The sequence below is a fragment of the Aeromonas diversa CDC 2478-85 genome (genome assembly GCF_000819805.1).
Classification (GTDB): domain Bacteria; phylum Pseudomonadota; class Gammaproteobacteria; order Enterobacterales; family Aeromonadaceae; genus Aeromonas; species Aeromonas diversa.
In genome coordinates, this window is sequence record NZ_CDCE01000004.1 from 76,351 (window position 1) to 102,946 (window position 26,596).

Sequence of the window (26,596 nt, forward strand, 5' to 3'; positions counted from 1 at the left end):
AAGGGGGAGCCCGGCCACACACAGAGCAGACCCCGGCGGGGCCGGGGTCTGCGGGGGTTAATCGGTGAGGCAGTCGGGGTCGAAGGCGTAGTCGCCCCCGAGCCAACCGAGGATCTCGTCGGCGCAGGCCTGTCCACGGAAGGGGCGATAGTGGCGGGCCAACATATCCTGCTGTTCGGCACTGAGCTGCGCGAGGCCCACCTCCTGAAGCAGGGGAAGATCTTCTTCGATACGCGGTCCCAGCTGGGGGCCACAGGCCGCCTGCAGGGCGGCGTGCAGGGCCTGACTGGGGTCGTAGCGTTCGCCGAGCCGGTAGCTCATGGGCAGGGTGGCCAGCGGTATGGTGCTGAGCGCCGCCTGCTTCATGGGGTTGACCGCGTGGCCGGCGAGCTCTTGGGCCAGCCGTGCCGGGCGCTCGGTGAAGGCGTCGAGGTAGAGGAAATGGCTCGACTTGCTACCGTCGTTGACCGGGTAGTTGTCCCACAAAAACGGCTTGCGACCGAGCCACTCACTCACCTGGGCCAGGTGATCGCTCGGGTAGTTCTTGGACATCACCCTGGGGCCGGTCCAGAAGATCTCGAAGCGGCGATCGAGGGCCTGGCCGAGATCGGTGAGGTACCCCTGGGGCATGGTGCCAAACACCTTCTCGAGGATGGGATCGGTGGAGTAGTAGCTGGGACAGAAGAGCAGTCGGCTCGCCTTGCTCCAACCGGCGATGTCGTGGGCTATGGTGAGCTGGCGAGTGGCCAGATCCGGGGTATCCCCCTTCATGTCGTCAAACAGCACCGCCAGGATATCGGGGGCCAGCTCGTCATCGATGAGGCGAACCTTGGCCTCCAGGGCGGCGCGCTTGCTCCCGTAATCGTGGTGGGCCCCCATGGGGCTGAGCCCCACGCCGAAGGCCAGCCCGTTGGCACGGCACTCGGCGGCCAGGGCCTTGAGTTCATGCAAGGTCGCCTCGGGCCAGGGCTCGGCCCAGCGTTTACGCAGGCAGGCGTCCTCCTTGGGGGCATAGAGGTAGAAGCCGTAGCCGTGGCTCGGCAACCAGTGGGCGTAGCGACGCCGCGCGGCCCAGCTCCAGCCCCGGCCGAAGAAGCCCTCAATCACCCCGAGGGTCGGGGCGGGGGGCATGCCCCCGGTCAGCAGCGTGTTGTATGGCATGATCCTGTTACTCCCCGTCACTCTCTTCACAAAGGCGCACGCCGATACGGCACACCCTCTCGTCGTCCATTTCGGCCACGGTCCAGCGCATTCCCTGCCACTCCAGCTGATCACCCACCACCAGCTTATCGCCCAATACCGTGCTCAGGTAGTCACCCAGCGTCTGATCCTCGATGCCGCTCACATCGAGGGCATAGAGCAGGGAAAGCTCAGCGAGGCGCACGCTCGCCTCGAGCTGGAAGTCACCGAAGAAGCGCAGATCTTCTTGCGCCTCGGGCGCCTGGCTAAAGAGTTGCCCCAGGGCGGGCAGGGAGCTCTCGTGCCCTATGATGCAGAGGATGTCGCCGGCCTCCAGCACAGTGCTCCCGCTCGGGTGCAGCAGGGTCTCTTGGCGAAACAGGGCGCTGATCCGGGTCTCGGCCGGCATCTGCAGCTCCCGCAGGGGAGAGCCGATACACCACTTCTCCGGGCCCAGCCGGTAGATGAAGAGCTCCCATTCGCTTTCGGGATGGATCTCGACCGCCGAGCGGGAGATGGGGCTCGGGACGTGCGGGATCTCGACCCGCGCCAGGCGTGAGGCGATGGGCAGTGAGCTTCCCTGCAGCAGCAGCGACACCAGCACGATGAAGAAGGCGACGTTGAAGAAGAGCTGGGCGTTGGGGAGCCCCGCCATCATGGGGAAGACGGCGAGGATGATGGGTACGGCGCCACGCAGCCCCACCCAGGAGATGAACCAGCGTTCCCGGCTGGTGAAGTTCTTGAAGGGAAGCAGGCTCACCCAGACCGCCAGGGGGCGCGCCAGCAGGATCATCCAGGCCGCCAGCAGCAGGGCCGGCAGGGCGATGGGCAGCAGCTGGCTCGGGGTGACCAGCAGGCCGAGGACCACGAACATGCAGATCTGGCTAAGCCAGGTCAGGCCATCCAGCACCGAGAGGGTGGTGCTGCGGCTGCGGACCACCTGATTGCCGAGCAGCAGGCCCGCCAGATAGACCGCCAGGATGCCGCTGCCGCCGAGCGCCGTGGTCACGGCGAAGATGAGCAGGCCGAAGCTGACGGTGAGCAAGGGGTAGAGACCCGGCGCCAGCACGGCGCGGTTGTTGATGCGCCACAAGAGCCATCCCCCCGCCAGCCCCAGGATGGCGCCAAGGCCAAACTGCTTGAGAAGGCTCCAGGCGAAGAGGGCTCCACTCACCTGCTGACCCGTGGCCAGCACCTCGATCAGGGTGATGGTGAGAAAGACAGCCATGGGATCGTTGCTGCCCGACTCAATCTCCAGGGTCGCGCCGACCCGTTGGTTGAGGCTGCGCCCTCCCAGCAGGGAGAACACGGCCGCGGCATCGGTCGAGCCGACGATGGCGCCGATGAGCAGCCCCTGCAACAGGTCGAGATCAAACAGCCAGGCGGCGGCCAGCCCGGTCAGGCTGGTGGTGAGCAGCACGCCCAGGGTGGCCAGGGAGAGGGCGGGCCAGAGGGCGACCCGAAATGAGGAGACCTTGGTTCGCATGCCCCCATCGAGCAGTATGATGGCGAGCGCCAGGTTCCCCACCAGATAGGCCATGGAGTAGTCGGTGAAGTGAATGCCACCGGGGCCATTCTCTCCGGCCAGCATGCCGACGCCGAGGAAGATGAGCAGGATAGGAATACCGAGGCGCGACGAGAGTGCGCTCAGCAGCACGCTGATGCCGACCAGCAAGGCCGCAATCAGAAAGAAGTGATTGATGGTTGCGGCATCCACCCCCGGTCCCCTCCTTAAAATGAGCTAAATAGGCACTACGCTGTCACTTTAATGGCAAGTGTGGAGAATGTCGCCTAAAAATACTTTTTTTATTAAAAATCCAATAGATGCATTAACAAATTGAAAAGATTTTAAATCGATATCAGGCCTTTGGCGCGCTCAATGTGGCGCTTGCCGTGGGCAGAAGACTTAAAAAGCAGTCGAGTCCGACGCCAGAGAGGACTCAGGCCCCGTCGGGGCCTGAGTCGGTTGGCGGGTTACATTTGATCGGGGGCTGGGGCTCCGCTCACGCCCGTGATACGGATCTCTACCCGGCGGTCGGGGGCGAGGCAGGGGATGAGCTGGGCTCTGGACATCTTGTCGTCACAGGTTTGGCCCGTGACCGGGCTGCCCTCACCCTGACCGATGGCGCTCACCTTGTCGGCGGGCAGACCCAGCCCAATCAGGTAACTGGCCACGCTCTGGGCTCTGGCCTCAGAGAGCTTCTGGTTGTAAGCGTCGGAGCCAAGTCGATCCGTGTGCCCATAGACCATGGCCATGCCGTCTTTGGGTTTCTCCTGTTGGATCTGCTGGTAGAGGGATTGCAGCGCCTGCTCGCCTTCTGGCTTGAGGTTGGCCTTGTTGAAATCGAACAGGAGATCGCTACTGAGTTCGAAGGTCTTGTCCACCTGGACCGGCTCGGGCGCAGGCGCCGCTATCGGGGGGGCGACCGGCGGCACGGGCTCATCGCGATTCGGGTAGATGACCAGCTCAAGCGTCGCCGTGCTGACATCACTCACCCAGCGGCGGGTGCCGCTGTTGTTGTTGTCGTTGCTGGCGTCATCGCCGACCCGCACCATGTAGCGGTAACGTGCCTGCAGATCGACCAAGCGATGCAGGCGCACCGTCATGCCGAGGCCCGCGAGGGGGGCCAGATTGGTATCGCTGCCATTGGGAGTGCTGGCGCTATAGAGATAGCCGCCCCCCTCGGCAAACAGAGAGAAGCGGTCATTGAGGGGATAGCGCCCAATCGCAGAGAGGGTGGCGCCATCGCTCTTGAGGCTGCCGTTGCTGCCCTGCCAACTCCCGGTGTTCAGATAGCCCAGCTCGCCGGCAAAGTAGTCGTTGAACTGATAGCCGGCGAAGAGGTCATAGGCGGTATCCTCTTTGTCTGCATCACTGCCATAGTCCTTCATGTCGTGACCGACGGAGAGACCGGCACCGCCGCCCAGATACCAGTCCCCGGCGTAGAGGGGTGAGCTCAGGGCGAGCACTATGGATGCGATCGCGGTTTTTCTCATCTTTATAATCCTCATTGGGTAAGCCACTGCGGCATAGGTCCATTTAGTTATAGACGGTTTGGCGCGGCATCAGGTGTGACGGCAATGGGATGAGAGCGGGAGGCTGGATAGAAAAACGCCGCCCGGTTGGGCGGCGTGTTGGCACTGGGCGATTACTGCTGGACTTGTTGCACGCCGGTCACGCGGACCTCGACGCGGCGATCCGGGGCCAGGCACTCGATCTGCTTGGCGCGCGGCGCGACCTTGGCGCAGCTGTCACCGGTCACCGGATTGGCTTCGCCACGTCCCTCGATGGAGACCTTGGCGGCCGGCAGACCCTTGCTCACCAGGAAGTCGGCCACGGTCCGGGCACGAGCCTCGGAGAGGCGCTGGTTGGCGGCGTCTGAGCCGATGAAGTCGGTGTAGCCAATAACCACGGCCTGACCATCGGTCGGGCGGCTGTCGGCGATCTGCTTATAAAGGGTGTTGAGGGCGGCAGTGCCTTCGGGCTTGAGGGTCGACTTGCCAAAGGCAAACAGCACGTCAGAGCTCAGGGCGAAGTTTTTCTCGACCATGACGGGCTCGGGGGCCGGCTCGACGGGCGCGGCGACCGGGGCCACATAGCTCTTGCGGTTGGGGTGCAGCACCAGCTCGAGCGAGGCGACGCCCACATCGGTTTCCCAGGTCTTCGGCTCGTCACCGACGTTCCACAGGTAGCGGTAACGAGCCTGTAGGTCGACCAGATCGGAAAGCTTGGCGGTGACGCCGAGACCGGCCAGCGGCGCTGCGCCGTTGTCGGTGTTGTCATTGCCGTTGGCGTGATAGAAGTAGGCACCGCCCTCGGCGAAGAGGGAGAAGACACCGTTGAGGGGCAGGCGGCCGATACCGGTGAGGGTCGCACCTTGGGTCTTGAAGTCGACGCCATCTACGCCGCCTTTGCCGGCGTAGAGATAGCCCAGCTCGGCACCGAAGTTGTCGTTGAAGTTGTAACCACCGAACAGGTTGATGGCGGTCGCGTCTTCGTCGGCGTCCCAGCCAAACTTGCCGAGATCGCGCATGTCTGCCCAGCCGGTACCGACACCCGTGTACCAGTCATTGGCCTGGGCCGCTGTGGTGCCCATGGCCGCCAGAGCGATGGCGATAAGAGAGGGGGCCACTTTCATTTTCATCGTTATATCTCCTCGTTGCGTCGCCGGGGCGACGGCACTTTCTGATGACGGCGGACCCAGGAGCTGCCCGCCCAATCCGGACTGGCCGGACATCTGAATATTATCCCGACAAGATGGCCTCAAAAGCGGCTTCTTTGCGTCTGTGTGGACGAAAAAACCATGCAGAAGGGCCTGTTTGGGACGCCCTACTGTATGCCGTGCAACCATCGGGATCAAGGGTAGGGGAGGAGAGGGGAAAGGGAGGCACAAACAAAACGAGGTGCCCGGGGGCACCTCGTCGGGGGGCTGACAGCGATTACTGCTGTACGGCCTGCACGCCACGAACACGGATCTCTACGCGACGATCCGGGGCCAGGCAGGAGACCAGCTGAGCCTTGGTTTTGATGCCGTCACACTGGGTGCCGGTCACGGAGTTGGCTTCGCCACGGCCCTGAACGGAAACCTTGGAAGCGGGCAGACCCTTGGCGATCAGCACGTTGGCCACGGTACGGGCGCGGGCTTCGGACAGGCGCAGGTTAGCGGTGTCGGAGCCGATGCGGTCGGTGTAACCGATGACGATAGCTTGACCATCTTTCGGGCTGGCGGCAACCAGATCCTTATAGAGGGCGTTCAGCGCCTGAACACCTTCCGGCTTCAGGGTGGATTTGCCAAAGGCGAACAGCACGTCAGAGCTCAGATCGAAGCTCTTCTCGACCATCTGCGGAGCAGCCGGGGCCGGAGCCGGGGCTTCTTCAACCACAGGGGCCGGGGCCGGTGCTACGTAGGAGGTGCGGAACGGATGGTAGACGGCTTCCAGGGTCGCAACGCTCTGGTTGGACTTGTAGCGCTCACCGTCAACGTGCAGGTCAGCCACGTCCCACATGTAGCGATAGCGGGCTTGCAGATCCAGGGCGTCGCTTACCTTGTAGGTCAGACCCAGGCCGGCCAGGGGGGAAACCTTGGTGTCGGATACGGTCAGGCCGTCGGTATGGGCCCAGTAGGCACCGGCTTCAGCGAAAGCGGAGACATCGCCGCCCAGCGGCAGACGAGCGATACCGGACAGGGTGGCGCCCTGGTTCTCGTAACGCTCACCAAAGGTGTTGCCACGGCCGGCGTACTGGTAGCCCAGCTCGGCGCCGAAGTTCTCGGTGACGTTGTAACCCATGAAGGCGTTGGCGGCAGCCGCGTCTTCGGTACCCTCGTAGCCACCACCGCCGATCTTGTTCAGACCGTTGAAGTGGGCAGCACCGACACCGGCACCGTAGTAGATGTCGTCAGCGGCGTTAGCAGCAGTAGCGGTTACGGCCGCCAGGGCGATGGCAATTACGGAAGGAGCCATTTTCATCATTGTTCAATCCTCTTGGAGAAAGCACGCAGGCCATTCTCGCTTCTTGAATCATGCCGACACCGCACTAATTACGATAAGCACAAGAAGCTGGTCGGCATCTTTGTTATGGGAATACCCGTACAACGATAACCGGGGCACTCCATGTCACTGGATGACGGCGCGCACTCTATGCCTATTTGTAAGTTTGATCAAGCTCACACTTATGGGGTTAGCCAAGGGATGTCGCAGCGCTAACCCACTGTTATTTAATCAATCAGTGATCGAGGTGGGCGCGGAAGAGGCGGCGCTCCAGCTTCAGGTAGGATTGAACCCATTCGGCTCTTGGTGAGGCTGCGTCGCGACGGGCAGTCAGGATCTCCGTGAGGAGGGTCTCGTCGCGCCGCTGCATCAGGGGGGTGAACTCCCGAAGAAAATGGCGGGCCAGGTGGGGGTCGAGGGGCCAGATGTTGAGCAGGGCGCGCACCACGGGCACCACGGTCGCTGGCGCGATGAAGTGGCAATGACCGGCCTCGAACCAGGGGAGCAGATCGTCCAGCGCCTGCTCGGGCGCCCAGGTCGCGTCACCGGGTTGCGCGGCCACCTCGGCCGGATCGAGGTGGCGACAGGGGGGCTCACAGGCCTCCTGGCAATAGAGGGGTAGGGTGCTTTGCGCCAGCTGTGTCGCCTGATCGGCGGGCAGTGGAGAGGCCAGCAGCAAGGCCTCGGCACGGGTTTCATGGCACTGTGTTAGCTGTTCTTGCATCTGCTCGGGTGAGGGCATGGCATGCAGACGGGAGAGTACGCCGGGGATTGGCATGAATGACTTCCTCTATCGGGGTAGGCGGGGATTATAACCTGATGCCATAGGTGCTCAATCGAGCGATTGGTGAGTCCAACTGTTTACCTGAGCCGAGTGAGGCATTAACATGCCCCTGCTTTGAAGGGTTGTCGCTTATTTAAGCGTTTAGATGAAGAGACTCGAACCATAACGAGTCCTGCAATAACTGATACACTTGACTACGAGTCGTCGCGAAAAAAATAAAAGCGGTTTATCCGCGCATGGAGTATGGAACCATTATGAGTCCTAACGTAGTTCCCGTAGGGAAAAAAATCCGTCAAATCCGCGAAGCGGTTGGTCTGAGCCGTCCTAAGTTTGCAGAGCTGCTGGGCGTGCCTCCCACCACCTTGAAGAACTATGAGCTGGGTTACCGTGAAGTCGGTGGCGCCTTCCTGGTTGCCCTGGCCCATCATCCCGAGCTGCATCAGTTCACCCTCTGGCTGCTGGCCGACAAAAAATCTGCCGAGATCGGTCAGATTGGTCCGGAAGAGTATCTGGCCAAGGCCTGATACCTGGCAGTGAGAAATGCCGCCTTCGGGCGGCATTTTTTGTCTCCAGGCCGCGCAGCGTCAGTTTTTGCCACACACTTTGAGTTAACCGCTCGAGCCAGCGAGTCGCGCCTGCCCTGCAGACGCGGCCGTGTCGTGGTGCGTCACGCCTGCCATGGCGAGGCCACGCCGGGCCAAGGCACCACGAGCTGGATTCAGGATGATGTCGTAATAGGGATGGAATATTGGTATGAGCAGTAATGAGCTTGATAAACGCTATGGCTTGATGACGGCTATCGCCATGGTGGTGGGGGTCGTGATCGGCTCCGGGGTCTTCTTCAAGGCCGACGATGTATTGCGCCTGACCGGCGGTAACCTGGTCATCGCCCTGCTGGCATGGGCCTTGGGGGCTATCTCCATGATCTTTGGGGCCCTGGTCTTTGCCGAATTTGCCCAGCGTATCGAGAAATCGAACGGCATCGTCGACTATGCCGAGGCCGCCTATGGCAAGAAGTTCGGTTATCTGGTGGGATGGTTCAAGGGCGTGCTCTACTACGCCCCCCTCTCGGCCATTCTGGCCTGGGTCGCCTCCCTCTACACCATGATCCTGCTCGGCAGTGACAACCCCACCAACTCCACGGCAACCTGGGTGGTGGCGGCGGTTTACATGGCGGCCACCTATCTCATCAACTTCTATGCTCCCGTGCTGGCGGGCAAGCTGCAGGTGGGCTCGACCCTCATCAAGCTGGTGCCCCTCATCCTGGTCGCCGTGGTGGGTACCATCTCGGGTCTGCTCAACGGGGTGACCACCACTAACTTCGTGCAGGCGATGGACGGGATCGGCAGCACAGGGGGCACCCTGGCCACCGCCGTGGTGGCGACCGCCTTCGCCTATGAGGGGTGGATTGCGGCCGTGACCATCAACAGCGAGATCCGCGACTCGAAGAAGAACCTGCCGCGGGCCCTGATCATAGGTACCCTCATCGTCTTCGTCGTCTATGTCTCCTACTTCCTCGGCATCGCCAGCGTGCTGCCCACCGGCGAGATCGTCGAGCAGGGCGACAATGCGGTGAACATCGCCACCACAGGCCTGTTTGGCGGCACCGCCTCCACCATACTGACGGTGTTTGTGATCATCTCCTGCCTCGGCACCCTCAATGGTCTGGTGCTGGCGACCATGCGTATTCCTTACTCCCTAGCCATCCGTAACCAGGGACCTGCGCCCAAGTGGATGAGCCGGGTGGAGTCGCATCACCACATGCCCGTCAACTCGGCCCGTGCCGCGGCCCTGCTCTCGGTCATCTACTCGGTGCTCTGGTATTGCAGCATCAACGAGACCTTCGGCCGCTACATCGCCCTCGACGAGATGCCGATCGTGCTCATCTATGGTCTCTATCTCTTCCTCTATGTCTGGTACATGCGCACCTTTACCGAGTTTGGCTGGATCAAACGCTTCGTCATTCCGATCTGTGCTGCGCTGGGCTCACTCATCATCCTCTACGGCGGGATCACCAACCCGAGCCTGGGTCTCTACCTGGGTGTCTCTGTGGTGGTCATCCTGCTCGGTCTGCTCTTCTATCGCCCCGAGGCCGACGAGTAAGAGAAATAAAAAAGCGCCGCAAGGCGCTTTTTTATTTGGCGGTCATGGGTCTATCTGGGGCTCAGCACCCCGAGGCGGCAGAGCTCCTCCTCGAGTTGGGGACGCTGGCGCTCGACACAGGCCTCCCCTTCGGCAATCGCCTCGGCCGCCCGGTGGAAGTCGAGGATGGAAAAGCTACCCAGGCGCGGGGTGAGCTGCACCTCGGGAGGGTCCCCCGCCATCCGTGCCCGGGTAATACGCTCTTGCATGATGTTGATGCTACCGCTCATCACGCTCCACATGCCCGGCGTGGCCAGGGTCTCACCGCGGCCGAACCACTGGGCCAGGGCCCCCACACCACGCACCTCGTCCGGCTCGTCGGCCCAGGGTTGATGCATGTCGGCGTTGAGGTTGACGGCGATGACCACCTCGGCCCCCATGGCGCGGGCGAGCGAGATGGGCACCGGATTGACCACGGCGCCGTCGACCAGCCAGCGTTCGTTATAGCGAGTCGGAGTGAGCAGGCCCGGCATGCCGCAGGAGGCGCGCACCACTTGGCGCAGGGCCCCCTGTTGCAGCCAGATCTCGCGGCCGGTATCGAGCTCGGTGGCGACACAGCCAAAGGGGAGGGGCAGCTGCTCGATGACCGGATCCCCCAGATAGCCGGCGGCGGTGCCAAACACCTTGTCGCCGCGAAACAGTCCCCCCGAGAGGGCGGGATCGAGCAGGCTCACCACCTGCAGCCGGGTGAATCCCCGCACCCACTCCTCCAGCCGGCCCAGCTCGCCGGCCGCGTAGGCGGCGCCGACGAAGCTGCCGATGGAGCAGCCGGCCACCAGATCGGGGCGTATCCCCATGCGCTCAAGCGCCCGGATGACGCCGATATGGGCCCAGCCGCGGGCGGCGCCGCTCCCCAGCGCCAACCCCAGTCGTGGTCTTCTTGTCACGTGTGCTCTCCAAAGCTGTCAGGCTCTTCAGCTTACCCTGCCAGGGATGAGGCATCCAGCGCACTCGGCTGTCACGTTTTGTCACACTTGCCACACAGTTCCGGCACGCTTTAGTCGTACACTGCCGTCATCTGACTCCATCATCACTCTGGATACCATGAAACTGCGCCTCGGACTCCTGTTGCTACTCCTGCCCCTCTCGGCTTATCTCATCTGGCGTTATGCCGCGACCCCCGACACCTTGGCCCGTGAGTCCCGCCAGATCCCGGTGCGCAGCGAGCTGGTGGAGCGGGTGCGGGCCGAGCCCGTGCTGCGCCTCTCCGGTACCCTGGCGGCCAACCGCTCGGTGGCCCTGTCGCCCGAGGTGACCGGCCGCATTCTCGCCATCCCGGTGCGCTCGGGAGAGCGGGTCAAGGCGGGCAGCGAGCTGGTGCGCCTCGACGATGCCAAGCAGCAGGCCGTGCAGGCCGAGTTGGCGGCGGCCCTGCGTGACGAGGAGCGCAAGCTCAACGACATGCGGCGCCTGGTGAGTCGCGGCGCCGTGACCCAGTCCGAGCTGGAGGGGCAGGAGGCAAGCGTCGCCATGGCCAACGCCCGGCTCGAGGCCGCCCGGGTCGAGCTCTCCTTGCGGACCCTCACGGCACCGTTTTCCGGCACCGTGAGTCTCATCGATCTCAGTCCCGGCGCCCTGGTGGGCAGCGCCGACACCCTGCTTCACCTGGACGACATCGACACCCTGCGCCTCGATCTGGCGGTGCCCGAGCGCTACCTCGCCCTGCTCGAGCCCGGCATGAAGGTGAGCGCCTCGAGCAGCGCCTGGCCCGGTGAACAGTTCGCTGGCACCGTCAGCACCCTCGACTCGCGCGTGGTGGAGGGGACCCAGAACATCAGGGTGCGCATCGAGGTGGTCAATGCCCACGGTCGCCTCAGGCCCGGCATGCTGATGGAGGTGGCCCTCTCCCTGCCGGCGCGCGAGGTGACTCGCATCCCGGCCCAGGCGTTGGAGTTCTCCGGCAGCGAGCGTTTCGTCTATCGCCTCGAGGCGGGGCAGGTGACCCGCACCCGGGTCGAGATCGACGAGCAGCACGGGGAGTCGGTCTGGATCGCCGCCGGCCTCAAGGCGGGCGATCGCATCGTGGTCGAGGGGCTGGTCAACCTGCGTGACGGCGCCCGGGTGCGCGATCTGGCAGAGGGGCAAGGCTGATGTGGCTCTCTGACGTTTCCGTTCGCCGCCCGCTGGTGGCCCTGGTGCTGTGCAGCCTGCTCACCGTCTTCGGCCTGGTGGCCTTTGGCAAGCTCACGGTGCGCGAGATGCCCGATGTGCAGATCCCGTCGGTCTCGATTACCACCACCTACGAGGGGGCCTCTCCCGAGGTGATGGAGACCCAGGTCACCAAGCCCATCGAGGATCAGCTCTCGGGGATCAGCGGCATCAAGAACATCTCCTCGGTGACCCGTAAGGGGCGCTCCATGATCACGGTGGAGTTCAATCTCGGCTGGAACATGGTGGAGGGCGTATCGGACGTGCGCGACGCTCTGTCGCGCGCCAAACGCAGCCTGCCTGACGAGGCGGACGATCCCCTGGTCACCAAGGACAATGGCAACGGTGACGTGGCCATCTGGCTCAACTTCAGCAGCGACCGGATGGATCGCACCGCCCTGACCGATTACGCCAACCGGGTGCTGGTCGATCCCTTGAGCCTGGTGGACGGGGTGAGCGAGGTGATGCTCTCGGGGGATCTCGAGAAGGTGATGTATGTGCGCCTCAAGGCAGCCGAGATGGCGGCCCGGGGCATCACGGTCGACGACGTGAAAACGGCCCTGGCCCGGGAGAATATCGAGTTGCCCGGCGGCGAGATCCGCAACAACAGCATGACCATGGCGGTGCAGATAGAGCGCCTCTACAAGACGCCGGAGGACTTTCGCGCCCTGCAGATAAGCCTGGGGAAGGGGGGGCAACCCATCTATCTGGGGGACATCGCCCAGATTGAGACCGGGGCCAAGAACGAAGACAGCGCCTATCATCGCAACGGCAAGGAGAGCCTGGGGCTCGGCATCGTCGCCCAGTCCACCGCCAACCCGCTGGCGGTGGCCCAGGGGATCGAGCACAAACTCGGCCAGATGCAGCGCTTCCTGCCCGAGGGGGCCAAGCTCGAGGTCGACTACGACGCCACCGTCTTCATTAAGCAGGCCATCGACGAGGTGTACGAGACCCTCGCCATCTGCGCGGCCCTGGTGGTGGCGGTGCTCTACCTCTTCCTCGGCCAGGGGCGCACCACGCTCATTCCGGCGGTGACAGTGCCTGTCTCCCTCATCAGTGCCTTTATCGGCGCCTGGTATCTGGGGTTTTCTATCAATCTGGTGACCCTGCTCGCCCTCATCCTCGCCATCGGCCTGGTGGTGGATGACGCCATCGTGGTGGTCGAGAACATCCACCACCATCTGCAGCGCGGCGAGCCGCCCCTGCTGGCGGCCTGGCACGGCACCCGCGAGGTGGGCTTTGCGGTGATCGCCACCACCGCCGTGCTGGTGATGGTGTTCGTGCCCATCGCCTTCATGGAGGGGATGGTGGGGCGGCTCTTTACCGAGTTTGCCATCCTGCTCTCCTTGGCCGTGATCTGCTCCTCCCTGGTGGCCCTCACCCTGACGCCGGCCATGGGCTCCTGGCTGATGCGCGCCAAGGACAGACCCAACCTCTTGAGCGCGGCGCTTGACCGGGGCCTTGTTCGCCTCGAGGGGCACTATCGCCGCCTGCTCGGCTGGAGTCTGCACCACAGACGCTGGGCCCCGCTCATCTTCGTGCTGTTTCTGGGCGGCATCGCCCTGCTCGTCACCCGCATCCCCGCCAGCCTGACCCCGACCGAAGACCGGGGCGTGGTCTTCGTCTTCGTCAAGGGGGCGGAGGGGACCAGCATAGAGCGGATGAAGCGCAACATGGAGCAGGTCGAGCAAGTAGTGCTGCCGCTGCTTGGCAAGGGGGTGGTGCAGTCGGTGAGTTTCAGCACCCCGGCCTTTGGGCGCGGCGGCGATCAGACCGGCATGGCCATCATCCAGCTCACCGACTGGAGTGAGCGCACCCAGACCGCCAGCGAGTTTACCCGCCAGCTCACCGCGCGCCTCGGGGCCATTCCCGACGTCATGGTGCGCGCCTTCCAGCCCGGCTTTCGCGGCGGCTCCAACGCGGCGGTGCAGTTCATCATTCAGGGCGGCGATTATCAGGAGATCTTCGCCCAGGCCCAGCGCCTGCAACAGGCGGCCCAAGAGAGCGGCCTGATGAGCGCGCCGGATCTCGACTATGCCGAGAAGACCCCCGAGGTGCGGGTGCGCGTCGATCGGGTGCGTGCCGCCCAGCTCGGCATTCCCCTCTCCCAGGTGGCGGGCAGCCTGCAGACCCTGCTCGGGGGCAGCAGCAAGACCACCTATGTGGACAGGGGCGAGGAGTATGACGTCTACCTGCGCGGGGACAGGCGCGACTTCAACGGGGCGGGGGATCTCAGCCGCATCTACCTGCGCGCCGCCGATGGAAAGATGGTGAGTCTCTCTACCCTGGTCTCGTTCGAACTGGTGGCCGCGCCCCAGCGTCTCAACCACTACCAGCGCCAGAAGGCGGTCACCCTCACCGCCGACCCCATGCCGGGCCACACCCTGGGCGAGGCGCTGGACTTTCTCGACGGCTGGGCCAACGCCAACCTGCCGGTGGGGATGACGGTGGATTACGCCGGTGAGTCCAAGGATTATCGCGACAACCAGGGGGAGATGGGCATGGTGTTTGGCCTCGCCCTGCTGGTGGTCTATCTGGTGCTGGTGGCCCAGTTCGAGAGTTTCCTCTCGCCGGCCGTGGTGATGGTGACCGTGCCGCTCGGCCTCTTCGGTGGCCTGCTCGGGCTCTGGCTCACCGGCCAGGAGATGAGCCTCTACAGCCAGATAGGCATGATCATGCTGATCGGCATGGTGGCCAAGAACGGCATCCTCATCGTCGAGTTCATCAACCAGCTCAGGGAGAAGGGGGTCGAGTTTGAGGAGGCGATCATCCAGGCCAGCCTGCGCCGCCTGCGCCCCATTCTGATGACCTCGCTCACCGCCATCATAGGCGCCGTGCCCCTGATGATCTCCATGGGGGCGGGCTACGAGAGTCGCATGGCGGTGGGGACTGTGGTCTTCTTCGGGCTCACCCTGGCGACCCTGGTGACCCTGCTGCTGATCCCCTCACTCTATGGCCTGGTGGCGCGGCGCACCGGCATCGCCGGCGAGCGCAGCCAACAGGTGGATGAGGCGCTCGCCAGCGACCCTGCCGCCAAGGGGGATGAGGCGCCCCAGGCCAGGTCTTCGCGAATGGGGTGACGTAGCGGGCATAGGGCCTGTTGTGAACGGGGCGGTCGGCCTGGCCGGCGCCCCATGCTCAAGGGGCCGGCCTGGGGGCGAGGGCGCGCCAACCCCGATTCCCATGGGTTTTACAGGGGCAAAAAGCCATCGCTACCACCGCGGCCAGCCGGTATAATGCGCGACCCGAAATGTTCCAGGTGGTCAAAATGCAGCCGGTTACCAACCTCTTCTCCTATCCCCGCTACTGGGCCGAGTGCTACGGCACGGCGCCCTTCCTGCCCATGTCCCGCAAAGAGATGGACAAGCTCGGCTGGGACAGCTGCGACATCGTGCTGGTGACAGGCGACGCCTACGTGGATCACCCGAGCTTCGGCATGGCGGTCATTGGCCGCATGCTCGAATCCCAGGGTTTTCGGGTCGGCATCATCGCCCAGCCGGACTGGTCATCCAAGGATGACTTCATGCGCCTGGGCAAGCCGAACCTCTTCTACGGGGTGACGGCGGGCAACATGGACTCCATGATCAACCGCTACACCGCCGACAAAAAATTGCGCCACGACGACGCCTACACCCCCGGGGACGTGGGCGGCAAGCGGCCGGATCGCGCCACCCTGGTCTATACCCAGCGCTGCAAAGAGGCCTATAAAGAGGTGCCCGTGGTCATCGGCGGCATCGAGGCGTCGCTGCGCCGCATCGCCCATTACGACTACTGGTCCGAGACCATCCGCCGCTCGATCCTCATCGACGCCAAGGCCGACATCCTCATCTACGGCAACGCCGAGCGCCCCCTGGTGGAGGTGGCTCACCGCATCGCGGGTGGCGAGACCATCGACACCATGCAGGACATTCGCGGCACTGCCGTCATTCGCCGCGAGCCGCTGCCGGGCTGGCGCGGGGTGGACTCGAGCAAGCTCGACCAGATTGGCCGCATCGACCCCATCCCCAACCCCTATATGGAAGGGGCCCCCTGCTCTGATGATGAGGGCACTGCGCCGATGGAGCAGGAGGCCAAGCCCATCCTGGTACAACCCCCTAAGCAAAAACCCTGGGAGCTGACCTACGTCAAGCTGCCGGCGTTTGAGCGGGTGAAGGAGGACAAGGTGCTCTACGCCCATGCCTCGCGCATCCTGCACCACGAGACCAACCCCGGCTGCGCCCGCGCGCTCTCCCAGGCCCACGGCGATCGCATCATCTGGGTCAACCCGCCCGCCTTCCCGCTCGAGACCGACGAGATGGACGGGGTGTTCGGCCTGCCGTACCAGCGGGTGCCGCACCCGGCCTATGGCAACGAGAAGATCCCGGCCTACGACATGATCAAGACCTCGGTCAACATCATGCGCGGCTGCTTCGGCGGCTGCTCCTTCTGCTCTATCACCGAGCACGAGGGGCGCATCATCCAGAGCCGCTCGGAAGAGTCAATTCTGAAAGAAATCGAAGAGATCCGCGACAAGGTGCCGGGCTTCACCGGCGTCATCTCGGATCTGGGCGGCCCCACCGCCAACATGTACCGCTTACGCTGCAAGAGCCCCAAGGCCGAGCAGACCTGTCGCCGTGCCTCCTGCGTCTGGCCGACCATCTGCCCGCACATGGACACCGACCACAGCCCGACCATCAACCTCTATCGCAAGGCGCGCGACCTCAAGGGCATCAAGAAGATCCTGATCGCCTCCGGGGTGCGTTACGACATCGCGGTGGAAGATCCGCGCTACATCAAGGAGCTGGCCAAGTACCACGTCGGCGGCTACCTCAAGATCGCGCCGGAACACACCGAGGAGGGCCCGCTCTCCAAGATGATGAAGCCAGGGATGGGCAGCTACTACAGCTTCAAGGAGCTGTTCGACAAGTATTCCAAAGAGGCGGGCAAGCAGCAGTACCTGATCCCCTACTTCATCTCCGCCCACCCGGGCACCACGGATGAAGACATGGTGAACATGGCGCTCTGGATTAAAGCAAACCGTTTCAAGCTCGATCAGGTGCAGAACTTCTACCCGTCTCCGCTCGCCAACGCCACCACCATGTATTACACCGAGAAAAATCCCCTCAACAAGGTGAGCCGCCAGGGTGGGGACGTGTTCGTGGTGAAAGGGGAGCGTCGCCGTCGCCTGCACAAGGCGCTGCTGCGCTATCACGATCCGGCCGGTTGGCCGATGATCCGCGAAGCCCTGCTGGAGATGGGCAAGGGTCACCTCATCGGCAACGGCCCCGACTGCCTGGTGCCGCCGGAAGGCCGTGGCGAACTTAAAGGTAAGGGCGGGGCCGAGCGCAGCCGCAGCAAGGGCCTGAAACCGGCCCTGACCCGTCATAGCGCCATCACCCATCAGCGCAGCAATGGGGCTGGCCAGAGCAATGGCCAGAACGCCAATACCAGCGCCAACAAGAGCGGCAAGGGCAATGGCAAGCCGGTGGGCGCCGAGCTCAAATTAGAGAAGGGGAGCCGCAAGCCCGCCGCCCAGAGTGAAGGGAAGGGCAAACCCCAGGGGAAACCTGCCCATAAGGGGAAGGCCCCGACCCGGGCTGGCTCTGCCAAGCCGGGGGCCAAACCCGCTGTTCAGGGTGGCAAGCCAGCAGCCAAAGGGAGTGGTGCCAAGCGACCGAATCGGTAAGTTTTCCTGACTGGAAAGCGACAGAAATAAAAAAGGCGACCAGATGGTCGCCTTTTTTATTTAAGGTAATCGTATCTGTAAATTTATTAACAATGTTTACTCACAAGGGTTCTCATCACTAATTTTTGTAACGATCAGGTCTGAGTAAACAGATGAGCGAGATATGCTTGAACCATCGTGTAACTCGATACCAGTGGCTTGTGTATCAATTTTTATTTTATCTAGATTTATATTTTTAAACTCTATCTCAAGGCTTTTCCCTACATGCATCTTGACTCGTCCTGATGAATAAAAATCATCCATAACAGTCCTGTATTCATTATTAAAGTAACCTTTATTCAAAGCATTGCCACATACATATGTAGCTTCATAATGGCGCTCATTTTTAAAGTTTTGTGGGTAACGAATTTTTCCATTGGAAAGCCACCAACCATTTTTATCCTTATCTACTTCTATTACATAGTGTGCTCTTCCATCCGAAAATTTATTGTAGAATGTTTGTTCTGGTGTTTTATCAACGATATTTATAATGTTACCTTCTAGTTCAATGTATGTGACGGCATAGGCAGGCAATATAATAGGTAAAAAGAGTAATGGTATGTATCGCATCTTATATCCTTTTTAGAACATTGTAGTGGCCAAATAAATAATAAATGAACTTTATTGTTGATACTCGTATCTACCTAAGTTGGTAGGATAGAAGCTCACGATCACCGATAGGTTACAAATACTCAGAAGTTTTTATCAACCAAGTTGTAATCCGTCTTCATCCTTAGGCTTCGTATGGGTATTGTATTGCAAGTGCTGCAATAAAAGCGAGGAAAAAGTAATATGCAACTTTATATTTAATTGCTGCTTGGTAATGACTGATGGCAATTTTGCTCGGCATGAGCTTGCCCAGAAGGATAATGTTCTGATTGGTGCAGGTTATGGGTATGTGGTAATGGAAATAGTAACAAGCGACCGGCAAGGTGAGCTTTCCTGATTGGAAAGCGATCGATAATAAAAAGGCGACCAGATGGTCGCCTTTTATTTATGTAGAAATTAATTAGTTACGACGTTTCTTTAGCGCCTTAAAGTACGTATCCAAAGCTGTTACGTCTTGCTCGATTTCACTATATTGAGGACAGTCAACGGCTAGTTCAGTTGCATTATCATGCCCATGCATATAAGTACTACATTTAGACATGGCTGCGTTGATTATGTTGTTATCATCAGAGGTAACATCATCCATTATCTCTTTCAAACTTTGAGTTTTTACACCACGAGAAAAACGTTCTACTACCTTTCTTAGTAGCCATTCCTCAACAAGTCGCTCCCATGTCTCACGCATCTGATTATATATAAGCTTTGCATGGAGCTCATATTTTAAATCGCCAGATGCTTCCATTCTTTTAAGATTCGGTAGCTCGTTCTTTAAATAACCAATTCTAGATGCTGTGTTTTTGACATCCCAAGGTGGTTCTGGGTACGGGTATCCGCTTGTATCACCAAGCTTTGCTATTGAGATAATATTTAGTTTTGACTGGGCTGCATCACAAGATTCCTCAAGCATTTTTAGGAATGACATATCATGGGTGAATACAATAATCTGACGGACCAATGACTCTGTAGCAATCCGGTCTGCAAACATTCGACGCCATTTGTGATCTAAGGAATTGATTGGGTCATCAAAAATTATGGCTGATTTTCTATCGTCGACAGTGAGTTCTGCCATGAAGCTAGCCAAGGCCACACATTTCTGTTCGCCTTCACTTGCCACATCTGTAATACCATTTGTTTTTCCGGTTAGTCGTAGTCTAAGCATTTGTTTGCCACGATGACCGCGAGTTTCGGTGTCTACATCAAAGTTTTTAAATCTTAGTTTTTCGAGCTCTGCACTAAAAGCTGCCTGCAGACTGCCAATTGCTCCACCTCTTGCAATCAAATTTGTTTGAGCTGTAATCGATGTGGATTGGCAGGAGTTTGCAAGATTGTTATATAAATCGATTATCTTTAGTCGGTTAATTTCTTTTAATATAATATCTCTTGATGCTGTGAGAGTTTTTCTATCTTCTAGGTCTTCAAGTATATATTCAAGGTCGGAAATTTGCTTCACTAGGCCTTCGTTAGTTGCAACTTCAGCTTCTTTTTTCTTCCAAGAGTCTATTTGACCACTAATCCAATTAACAGCATTAAATTCAACTTTAATTGGCGTGAAATCAGGTTCAGCTTTGAGTAGATTGGCACAACAAATCTCTAAGTTTGCGTTCAGAACAATTATGTTTTTAGCATATTCAGCGTTATGATCACGAATCTTTTCTAACGCAAACTCATATGGCTTTAGATCAAAGTTGAGCGACTTTAGATTTGTGATAAAGAAATCAAATGTACTTTTGGCTTTGTTGGCCTCAACTTGAGTCTTATCTTGCAGATAGTCATTGAATGATTTTAATTTAGTTGCTGCTTTATCAGATATTGGTTGAAGGCAGGTTGGGCATGGGTCACCTTGAATGGGTGGGAAAACTACCCCAGGATTGTGTGTCTGGACAAAGGTTTTAACGTGCCTCCACATTTGTACCCACTCTGGTGAGCAAATTCCAGCAAGCTCATGCCCATCAAGTGCTTGAGTACGTGCAAGGGCTGCAGCAGCTTGCTTGGTTTTGTAATCGTCATATGCACTCTTAATATCATCCAACTGTTTTTGGTCAAGCTTGTTCCTAAGCTTAATTAAATGATCGAGCAAGGGCTGTAATTCTTTGCAGCGGTCACTATATATTTTCCGTATTTGCTCTGGAGTGCTAGAGCGTAGCTTTGTTAGTTCTTCACGATGGACTTTAATAGAATCGTCTTGCTCCGAGCTTAAACAAAGAGCATCAAGAGATTCTATTTTTGTTTTCGATGATAGCGTTGAAATAAAAGTATTAACTTGACCATTTTCACTAAACTTTGGTAACGGAATAGCTGTGACAAAAGGATTTTTATCATTGTCACTACTAACTCGAACGAACTCGCAAGCATGCATCAACTGTGTCAGTAATTTCATGCCTGCAGGTTTGTATTCGACAGCATCCTCACTGGAGATATAATGGGTTGCAGAAGTGTTATCGAAGATACGGATAGACTTAAGGTCTTCACGTGGTTCGGCCGAGATTGTCCAATCAATGTCATGCTGATCTTCACCGATGAAAATTGAGATTTCAGCTTTTGGATCACCAGATTTTTCTTCGTAAATGTTAGATAGAATTTTAGGTGTGTTGCCACGAGTAAGACAGGCATTTTTTAAAATTTTTGCATAGCTTGACTTACCAGACCCATTATCACCGTAAACAGCCGTTAATCCTTCAGAGCTAAACTCGAGCGTTGCATCAGATACAAGAGAAGATACATTGTTGACTTTACTGATGCTCTTTAATTTTACGGCCTGTTTTTCTTCCCCAAATCCAGAGATTGTTAATGGAGAAATATAGTAGGCATAATTAGCATCTTGCGCTTCAAGACCATGTTCCATTTTGGCGATAGCTAAAAGAAGCTGTAAACTATCACTTTCTAGTTTTCCCTTCTCAGCTGCCAATCTGATGGCATGGCGCCACCAGAGATTTTTATTCAGCTTGTTAGCCCAGCTAACAACGCTTTCAACAGACATAAGATATCTCCATAAGGGTAAATCTGAGACACCCATCGCTGGTACCGGTCGTGGTTTAGACAGGTCCCAAGTTTCTGCCCATGGATTACTGCTTCCAATATGCTCCCTTGACCCGCGATGGCAGCAACCCATCGCAGTCCAACAGCCATGATTCTGGGACACCCATGATTCTGGGACACCCAGCTTTCTGTGTGAGGCGTATCACCACCAAATCCCACGCTACCGCCCGTGGATGACAGCTTCCACTATGCACCCTTGACCCGCGCTGGCAGCAACCCATCGCAGATCAACAGGTTCTGGATGGCTATGGTAAGCCAAACGAAACTGCCGAGGTGAGTCTTAACGTGATGTAACCATCAGAAATTGCTCGCTTTTTGACACCTGTCAAACTCTTCTTTCTCTGCGACCTTGCCGCCAACCGGACAGTGTTCGGGCGCTGGCGGCTGGCCAGCCTGCGGCTGTGGGGTAGCACCATTTTCTGGGACACCCACCATTTTGACAGGGGCGTAGAGCTCTGCTTGGCTTGACGTCTCACTGCCGAGGAACTTGCCATGACCATCGCCCGTTCACGTCAGATCAGTTTGCAGGATACGCCCTACTACCATGTGGTGAGTCGCTGTGTGCGGCGGGCCTTCCTGTGTGGGGAAGATGCCCACTCGGGCCAGAGCTACGAGCATCGCCGCCAGTGGGTGGTCGACCGACTGGGCCAGCTGTCGCGGCTCTTTGCCATCGGCATCTGCGCCTATGCGGTGATGAGTAACCACTACCACCTGGTGCTGAGAGTGGATGCCGAGCAGGCGCAGGGCTGGAGTGAGCGGGAGGTGGCCGAGCGCTGGGCCGGGCTGTTTCAGTGGCCGCTGCTGGTGCGGCGCTGGTATCAGGGGGATACCCTGATTGAGCCAGAGCTCTCGGTGGTGCAAGGGCTGATAGAGGAGTGGCGCGGACGGCTCTACTCCATCAGCTGGTTCGTGCGCCTGCTCAATGAAGGACTAGCCCGTCAGGCCAATCAGGAAGACAGCTGCAAGGGCCATTTCTGGGAGGGGCGCTTCAAGAGTCAGGCCCTGCTGACAGAGTCGGCGCTATTAGCCTGCATGGCCTATGTGGAGCTCAATCCTATCCGCGCCAAACTTGCCGACCGGCCCGAAGAGAGTGACTACACCAGCATCAGTCAGCGTCTGGGAAGAGCCCAAACCACCGAGCTACCGCCCCTGCTGCTCCCGTTTGCCAAGAAGGGTGAATCCAAGTCACTGCCCTACACCTTCACCGACTATCTGGCGCTGGTTGACTGGACTGGCCGCGCCATTCGCGACGACAAGCGGGGCCATATTCCCGAGGCGCTTTCTCCCATCCTGCAACGGTTGCAACTCGACGGTGACGACTGGCTCAAGCAGGTGAGGCTGTTTAAGCGAAGCGGTATCCGGGCCATCGGTCACGGTGTGGCTCGAGAACGTTATGCCCACCACTGCGGGCAGCGGCGATGCCATCAGCCAGTTAACTGAATTTGCTCCAATTTCGTGGTCACGAATGGTGCTGCAGGCACCAGGCTCTGGGCTGGGCGCAAACCGGTGTGTTCAGCGAAACCGACCCAACCCAGTCAGAATTCCTGGCCATTTTCGCCGGGGTGAACCCAGGCGTCCTCACTTTGCTGAGCCAGATAATGGCGTCATCCAAATTGTGGGTGTCCCAATTTGGAGAATCGCTCGGGATTTCACTGCCGCCGCTCCTGACCCGCCCCATCGAGCAGGGTGTGAAACAGATAGTGTCTTTTCTCATCGTAATAGACGGTCACCGTGTGGCGCTGGGTGTAGTCGGCCGTCACGCTGACTACCGTCATGGGCACCAGGATCAGTTCTCCCAACCCCAGTGTGACGGCGCTTGCCGTCGCCTGGGCATTACCATCATCCCGGCGAGCCATCTTGCCGAGCACGTCAAAACGATCGCAGGACACAGCCCCTTGTTTTCTGTCATCTGGCCCCGCCTCGCAGGGCTGCGCCGTCCCCAGTGCTGCTCGAATACTGGCTTGGGTCTGCTCTGGCGCCAGAGCGTCGCGATGGCGCCCCGAGTAGTAGTCGATGGCGGCGGCGCAGCCGCCCAGCAGCAGGGGGAGGGTGATCAACAGGGGACGTAGAAGGGGCATGCTGTTCTCTCGCCAGGTGAGGAGAAATAACCGGGGTTAGTGGCCGCGTCGCTCGGGCTCGCTGCTGTGCAAGAAGCGAGTCAGCAGATCCCGGGGCGGCGCCAGGTCACATTCGGCCAGGATGCGGCCGACGGCGCCTCTGTGGTAGCCGCCATGGCTCACCAGATGCAGCAGCATCTCGGCGGCGCTCATCGTGCCCCGGTCTCCGTCGGTAAAAGTGAACGAACGAGGCGTGTCGAGGGCCTCATCGGTCAGATCATTGCACAGCACCAACAGGGCCGCATGGGCCTCGCCCATGGAGTGGGTGAGGGCCTCGAGAGTAGGGGTCTCCTCGGTGTTGGTGGCGCTATAGCCGTGGGGTTCACCACGCAGATGGGCGATAAAGATGCGGTCCACCACATAGATATGGTTCATCAGGCGGATGGCCTGATGGCGGGCTTTGGCATGGCTGGTATCGTCCAGCCGGCCGATGGCGCCGAGCAGTTCGAGGTCGGCCCAGGCCTTGTGGCGAAGGGCGGTGGCAAGCAGTGTCATGGTTACTCCTTTGCTAAAAAGGGGTCGAAGCGATGGGGGATGTTTTGGCGTTCCGATGGCGGTGTGAGCTGTACACAATGGTGGGTGTCCCAAATGGGATATGACCTGTACACAATGATGGCTGTCCCAAGCGGGATACCAAGCGGGATAGACCGCATGGGGCAGGGGCGCTGAGCCGCAGTCTTTGCATTGGGAGCGCGTAAAGCGGGGCATTATGAGGATTGGTGATGGTGGCGTCTATGCCCGTTCAGGGTGTTGTCTGATGAAGCGTCACCGGCTTTATGCCCGGGCTCACAAAACCGGCCATACAAACGTCATATGATTGATTTCATTATGAGTCTTGCTCTTCGGGCTACGAGCCCATCACCCAAAACAAGAGAACGACTATGGCAACTGGACAATATCTGCTCTGGAAAGATGCAGAGGGCAATGCGTTTCGTCCCGTCTCCCTGACCGGCACCGATCTGCTCAATAACCGCTACCTCAACAAGGGCACCGCCTTCACCGAGCAGGAACGCGCCGATTTCGACCTCGACGGCCTGCTGCCACCTCAGGTGCAGACCTTCGAGGCCCAACTCGAGCGGGTGTATGAGGGCTTCAAGAGCGCATGCAGTGACATCGAGAAGTATCAGAACCTGCGTGCGCTGCAAGACAGAAACGAGACCCTCTTCTATGCCCTGCTGTCGCGCCACGTAGAGGAGATGACCCCCTACATCTATACCCCGACCGTGGGCAAGGCGTGTCAGGAGTTCAGCCACCGCTTCCAGAAGCCGCGCGGCCTCTATATCACACCGGCTAATGTAGATGACATGGGCAGCCAGGCGCGCCATTTCGATGCCAAGTCGATCCGCATCATAGTGGTCACCGACAGCCAGGGGATCTTGGGCATCGGCGATCAGGGGGTCGGCGGCATGGGCATCCCCATCGGCAAGCTCTCCCTCTACACCCTGGCGGCCGGCATTCATCCCGCCTGTTGTCTGCCCATCGCCCTCGATGTAGGCACCGACAACCAGAAGCTGCTCGATGATCCCATGTATCTGGGCCAGCCGCACAAGCGGATCCGCGGAAAGGAGTACGAAGCCTTCATCGACAAGTTCGTGCAGGGGGTGCGCCGCCACTTCCCCAACGCCGTGCTGCAGTGGGAAGACTTCAGCAAGTCCAACGCCTTTGACAATCTGGCCCGCTATCAGCAGGTGCTCCCCTCGTTTAACGACGACATTCAGGGCACCGGGGCCGTGGTGCTGGCCGGCATCATAGGGGCGGTCAAGGTCAAGGGCGAGACCCTGGGCCAGCAGAACTACCTGGTCTATGGCGCCGGTGCCGGCGGGGTGGGGGTGGCCGATCAGATCTGCGCCGGCCTGATGCGCGAGGGGCTCGATCCCCAGGCGGCGCGCGATCGCATCTATATCCTCGACACCCAGGGTCTGGTGTGTGACAACCGCGAGGGGCTCGATGAGTACAAGCGCCGCTACGCCAAGTCGGGCACCCTGCTGGCCAAGTGGCAGACGGAGCAGCCGGGCCGGGCCAGTCTGGCTGACGTGCTGCGCCACGTGCCCATTACCGTGCTGCTGGGCACCAGCGGCTCGGGGGGCGCCTTCGAGGAGCGTCACATCCAGCTGCTGCTCGAGCACAGCGAGCACCCCATGGTGTTTCCGCTCTCCAACCCCACCGCCAACTGTGAGGCGTTGCCCGAGGATATCTATCGCTGGAGCCAGGGGCGCGCCATCGTCGCCACCGGTAGCCCCTTCGCGCCGGTTGAATATGAAGGAAAGCAGGTGCGGATCGGTCAGGGTAATAACGTCTTCATCTTCCCTGGGGTCGGGCTGGCTGCCATCGTAGGTCAGGTGCGCGAGATCACTCCCGACATGTTTACTACCGCCTCGTTCGCCCTGGCCGAGTGTGTCGACAGCCAGGATCTCGAGCAGGGGAGCGTCTATCCGCCGATCCGTGCTCTGCGCGCCATCTCGGTCCATGTGGCGACGGCCGTGCTGAAGGAGATCGTGCGCCGGGATCCGGGTCATCCCCTGATCGGTCAGGATCTCGAGCAGCATATCCTCACCCATATGTGGGAGCCGGTTTACCTGCCCTACCGCAAGGTGTGATCTGGCAAGGGATGGCTCATGCCATCCCTATCCTCGCAGGGGGAGCCAGCGCCCACTATGATGGCGGCAGGCTGTGTCTTGCCAGGCCTGATGGCGATCACCAATGTAGAGCTCTTCACGATAGTCGCGGCAGTAGAGCCCGCTCTGCAGGCGGAAAGTGCGAAGGGGGGTAAGGCTGCCGAAGTGGCGGTTTTGCGGATTGCTCCAGGTAAGGGTCTCCCCCCGAGGACGGACTTGAAGAGCTTGCTGTAGTGCCTGGTTGGCCAGTTGGACGTCCATCCCGTTCATTTGCTGATACAGAGGTAATGGCTCCTGGCTGGCGCATGCGGCCAGCCAGAGGGTTAATATAGGGATCAGGGTTCGCATCTTCTCCTCCTACCGGCTAAAGCCGCTCTCGATCGCCCGGCGCTCCTGCTCGTCATCCAGGGTGCCATCGCCCCTCAGCTTGTTACCGTTCGCGTCGAGGTCGGTGCCGTTATCATCCAGGGCATCCCCCCCGGGTGTGCTGCTGTCGAGGCCGTTATCATCCAGAGTCCCATCACCCCTGAGAGTGTTGCCATTGGCATCAATGGTGTCGCCGGGGTGATCATCTAGACCGTTACCCAGCCCACGGCCTCCGCCATGGCGATCGCCTCCCCCGTGGCGCTCACCGCCAGCATGTCGTTCGCCACCGGCATGCTCTCCCTCAGCGGCATGGTCACCACTGTCATCATGACTGCTGTGGCTGCTGCTATCATCGCTGCCGCCACCGCTATCGCTGTCCCCGCCGCTGTCGCTGCCCCCGCCGCTA

Annotated in this window: 19 protein-coding genes and 1 pseudogene; 7 read left to right on the forward strand and 13 right to left on the reverse strand. The window is 59.7% G+C overall.

Going from position 1 to position 26,596, the window contains the following annotated elements; translation table 11 throughout:
• Window positions 1–57: 57 nt before the first annotated feature.
• The 6 genes from BN1121_RS00490 to BN1121_RS00515 all read right to left on the reverse strand — a co-directional run bounded on the left by BN1121_RS00490 (window position 58) and on the right by BN1121_RS00515 (window position 7,447).
• A complete protein-coding gene (locus BN1121_RS00490) occupies window positions 58–1,161 on the reverse strand; it encodes a beta-N-acetylglucosaminidase domain-containing protein (RefSeq protein ID WP_005357334.1) in 1,104 nt (367 codons plus the stop codon).
• 7 nt (window positions 1,162–1,168) lie between these two features.
• The gene (locus BN1121_RS00495; protein WP_005357336.1) at window positions 1,169–2,896 is read right to left on the reverse strand and encodes a potassium/proton antiporter; all 1,728 of its coding nucleotides are present in this window, start codon (window positions 2,894–2,896) and stop codon (window positions 1,169–1,171) included.
• Between the two features lie 257 nt (window positions 2,897–3,153).
• Window positions 3,154–4,176 carry an OmpA family protein gene (locus tag BN1121_RS00500; protein ID WP_005357338.1) on the reverse strand — a complete coding sequence of 341 codons (1,023 nt, stop codon included), beginning with the start codon at window positions 4,174–4,176 and terminating at the stop codon, window positions 3,154–3,156.
• 152 nt (window positions 4,177–4,328) lie between these two features.
• Window positions 4,329–5,324: an OmpA family protein gene (locus BN1121_RS00505; protein WP_005357340.1), complete on the reverse strand. Its 996-nt coding sequence runs from the start codon at window positions 5,322–5,324 to the stop codon at window positions 4,329–4,331.
• 295 nt (window positions 5,325–5,619) lie between these two features.
• The gene (locus BN1121_RS00510) at window positions 5,620–6,651 is read right to left on the reverse strand and encodes an OmpA family protein (RefSeq protein WP_005357341.1); all 1,032 of its coding nucleotides are present in this window, start codon (window positions 6,649–6,651) and stop codon (window positions 5,620–5,622) included.
• A 253-nt stretch (window positions 6,652–6,904) separates the two neighbouring features.
• Window positions 6,905–7,447, reverse strand: coding sequence for a hypothetical protein (locus BN1121_RS00515; RefSeq protein WP_005357342.1), 543 nt, complete (start codon window positions 7,445–7,447; stop codon window positions 6,905–6,907).
• A gap of 260 nt (window positions 7,448–7,707) precedes the next feature.
• On the opposite strand from BN1121_RS00515, the gene BN1121_RS00520 reads away from it, so the two are divergent.
• Window positions 7,708–7,977, forward strand: coding sequence for a helix-turn-helix domain-containing protein (locus BN1121_RS00520; RefSeq protein WP_043157920.1), 270 nt, complete (start codon window positions 7,708–7,710; stop codon window positions 7,975–7,977).
• 229 nt (window positions 7,978–8,206) lie between these two features.
• A complete protein-coding gene (locus BN1121_RS00525) occupies window positions 8,207–9,556 on the forward strand; it encodes an APC family permease (RefSeq protein WP_005357344.1) in 1,350 nt (449 codons plus the stop codon).
• Window positions 9,557–9,606: 50 nt separating this feature from the next.
• Here BN1121_RS00525 and BN1121_RS00530 read toward each other — a convergent pair whose 3' ends face one another.
• Window positions 9,607–10,482 carry a patatin-like phospholipase family protein gene (locus BN1121_RS00530; protein WP_043157921.1) on the reverse strand — a complete coding sequence of 292 codons (876 nt, stop codon included), beginning with the start codon at window positions 10,480–10,482 and terminating at the stop codon, window positions 9,607–9,609.
• Between the two features lie 157 nt (window positions 10,483–10,639).
• Here BN1121_RS00530 and BN1121_RS00535 point away from each other — a divergent pair, with 157 nt between their 5' ends.
• The 3 genes from BN1121_RS00535 (at window position 10,640) to BN1121_RS00545 (ending at window position 17,408) form a co-directional block, all read left to right on the forward strand.
• On the forward strand, window positions 10,640–11,686 hold the full coding sequence (locus BN1121_RS00535) for an efflux RND transporter periplasmic adaptor subunit (protein ID WP_005357346.1): 1,047 nt from the start codon (window positions 10,640–10,642) through the stop codon (window positions 11,684–11,686).
• A complete protein-coding gene (locus tag BN1121_RS00540) occupies window positions 11,686–14,823 on the forward strand; it encodes an efflux RND transporter permease subunit (RefSeq protein ID WP_005357350.1) in 3,138 nt (1,045 codons plus the stop codon). Before BN1121_RS00535 ends, BN1121_RS00540 begins: the two co-directional genes overlap by 1 nt.
• Window positions 14,824–15,011: 188 nt before the next feature.
• Window positions 15,012–17,408 (forward strand): YgiQ family radical SAM protein, encoded by a 2,397-nt coding sequence (locus BN1121_RS00545; RefSeq protein WP_005357352.1) that lies wholly within the window; start codon window positions 15,012–15,014, stop codon window positions 17,406–17,408.
• A gap of 96 nt (window positions 17,409–17,504) precedes the next feature.
• Here the strand turns inward: BN1121_RS00545 and BN1121_RS19625 are convergent, their stop codons facing one another.
• Window positions 17,505–18,017, reverse strand: coding sequence for a hypothetical protein (locus BN1121_RS19625; RefSeq protein WP_156139380.1), 513 nt, complete (start codon window positions 18,015–18,017; stop codon window positions 17,505–17,507).
• Between the two features lie 439 nt (window positions 18,018–18,456).
• On the reverse strand, window positions 18,457–21,033 hold the full coding sequence (locus tag BN1121_RS19085) for an AAA family ATPase (protein WP_005355955.1): 2,577 nt from the start codon (window positions 21,031–21,033) through the stop codon (window positions 18,457–18,459).
• A 551-nt stretch (window positions 21,034–21,584) separates the two neighbouring features.
• Here BN1121_RS19085 and BN1121_RS00555 point away from each other — a divergent pair.
• The gene (locus BN1121_RS00555) at window positions 21,585–22,532 is read left to right on the forward strand and encodes a transposase (protein ID WP_005355956.1); all 948 of its coding nucleotides are present in this window, start codon (window positions 21,585–21,587) and stop codon (window positions 22,530–22,532) included.
• A gap of 209 nt (window positions 22,533–22,741) precedes the next feature.
• Here BN1121_RS00555 and BN1121_RS00560 read toward each other — a convergent pair whose 3' ends face one another.
• Complete coding sequence (locus BN1121_RS00560) at window positions 22,742–23,170, reverse strand: hypothetical protein (protein WP_005355957.1); 429 nt, start codon at window positions 23,168–23,170, stop codon at window positions 22,742–22,744.
• Window positions 23,171–23,206: 36 nt separating this feature from the next.
• Window positions 23,207–23,704: a DinB family protein gene (locus BN1121_RS00565; RefSeq protein WP_005355958.1), complete on the reverse strand. Its 498-nt coding sequence runs from the start codon at window positions 23,702–23,704 to the stop codon at window positions 23,207–23,209.
• A 386-nt stretch (window positions 23,705–24,090) separates the two neighbouring features.
• Between BN1121_RS00565 and BN1121_RS00570 the strand changes: the two genes are divergently transcribed.
• A complete protein-coding gene (locus BN1121_RS00570; RefSeq protein WP_005355960.1) occupies window positions 24,091–25,806 on the forward strand; it encodes an NAD-dependent malic enzyme in 1,716 nt (571 codons plus the stop codon).
• A gap of 27 nt (window positions 25,807–25,833) precedes the next feature.
• On the opposite strand, the gene BN1121_RS19090 is transcribed toward BN1121_RS00570, so the two are convergent.
• Window positions 25,834–26,172: an RT0821/Lpp0805 family surface protein gene (locus BN1121_RS19090; protein WP_005355970.1), complete on the reverse strand. Its 339-nt coding sequence runs from the start codon at window positions 26,170–26,172 to the stop codon at window positions 25,834–25,836.
• Between the two features lie 9 nt (window positions 26,173–26,181).
• Window positions 26,182–26,596 (reverse strand): annotated as a pseudogene (locus BN1121_RS19845) (hypothetical protein); the annotation flags it as partial.

What these genes read in the sequence shown, in the direction of transcription:
- BN1121_RS00490 (WP_005357334.1), bottom strand. Translation starts at nt 1,161, where the DNA reads ATGCCATACAACACGCTGCTGACCGGGGGCATGCCCCCCGCCCCGACC.
- BN1121_RS00500 (WP_005357338.1), bottom strand. Translation starts at nt 4,176, where the DNA reads ATGAGAAAAACCGCGATCGCATCCATAGTGCTCGCCCTGAGCTCACCC.
- BN1121_RS00505 (WP_005357340.1), bottom strand. Translation starts at nt 5,324, where the DNA reads ATGAAAATGAAAGTGGCCCCCTCTCTTATCGCCATCGCTCTGGCGGCC.
- BN1121_RS00510 (WP_005357341.1), bottom strand. Translation starts at nt 6,651, where the DNA reads ATGATGAAAATGGCTCCTTCCGTAATTGCCATCGCCCTGGCGGCCGTA.
- BN1121_RS00515 (WP_005357342.1), bottom strand. Translation starts at nt 7,447, where the DNA reads ATGCCAATCCCCGGCGTACTCTCCCGTCTGCATGCCATGCCCTCACCC.
- BN1121_RS00520 (WP_043157920.1), top strand. Translation starts at nt 7,708, where the DNA reads ATGAGTCCTAACGTAGTTCCCGTAGGGAAAAAAATCCGTCAAATCCGC.
- BN1121_RS00525 (WP_005357344.1), top strand. Translation starts at nt 8,207, where the DNA reads ATGAGCAGTAATGAGCTTGATAAACGCTATGGCTTGATGACGGCTATC.
- BN1121_RS00535 (WP_005357346.1), top strand. Translation starts at nt 10,640, where the DNA reads ATGAAACTGCGCCTCGGACTCCTGTTGCTACTCCTGCCCCTCTCGGCT.
- BN1121_RS00540 (WP_005357350.1), top strand. Translation starts at nt 11,686, where the DNA reads ATGTGGCTCTCTGACGTTTCCGTTCGCCGCCCGCTGGTGGCCCTGGTG.
- BN1121_RS00545 (WP_005357352.1), top strand. Translation starts at nt 15,012, where the DNA reads ATGCAGCCGGTTACCAACCTCTTCTCCTATCCCCGCTACTGGGCCGAG.
- BN1121_RS19625 (WP_156139380.1), bottom strand. Translation starts at nt 18,017, where the DNA reads ATGCGATACATACCATTACTCTTTTTACCTATTATATTGCCTGCCTAT.
- BN1121_RS19085 (WP_005355955.1), bottom strand. Translation starts at nt 21,033, where the DNA reads ATGTCTGTTGAAAGCGTTGTTAGCTGGGCTAACAAGCTGAATAAAAAT.
- BN1121_RS00555 (WP_005355956.1), top strand. Translation starts at nt 21,585, where the DNA reads ATGACCATCGCCCGTTCACGTCAGATCAGTTTGCAGGATACGCCCTAC.
- BN1121_RS00560 (WP_005355957.1), bottom strand. Translation starts at nt 23,170, where the DNA reads ATGCCCCTTCTACGTCCCCTGTTGATCACCCTCCCCCTGCTGCTGGGC.
- BN1121_RS00565 (WP_005355958.1), bottom strand. Translation starts at nt 23,704, where the DNA reads ATGACACTGCTTGCCACCGCCCTTCGCCACAAGGCCTGGGCCGACCTC.
- BN1121_RS00570 (WP_005355960.1), top strand. Translation starts at nt 24,091, where the DNA reads ATGGCAACTGGACAATATCTGCTCTGGAAAGATGCAGAGGGCAATGCG.
- BN1121_RS19090 (WP_005355970.1), bottom strand. Translation starts at nt 26,172, where the DNA reads ATGCGAACCCTGATCCCTATATTAACCCTCTGGCTGGCCGCATGCGCC.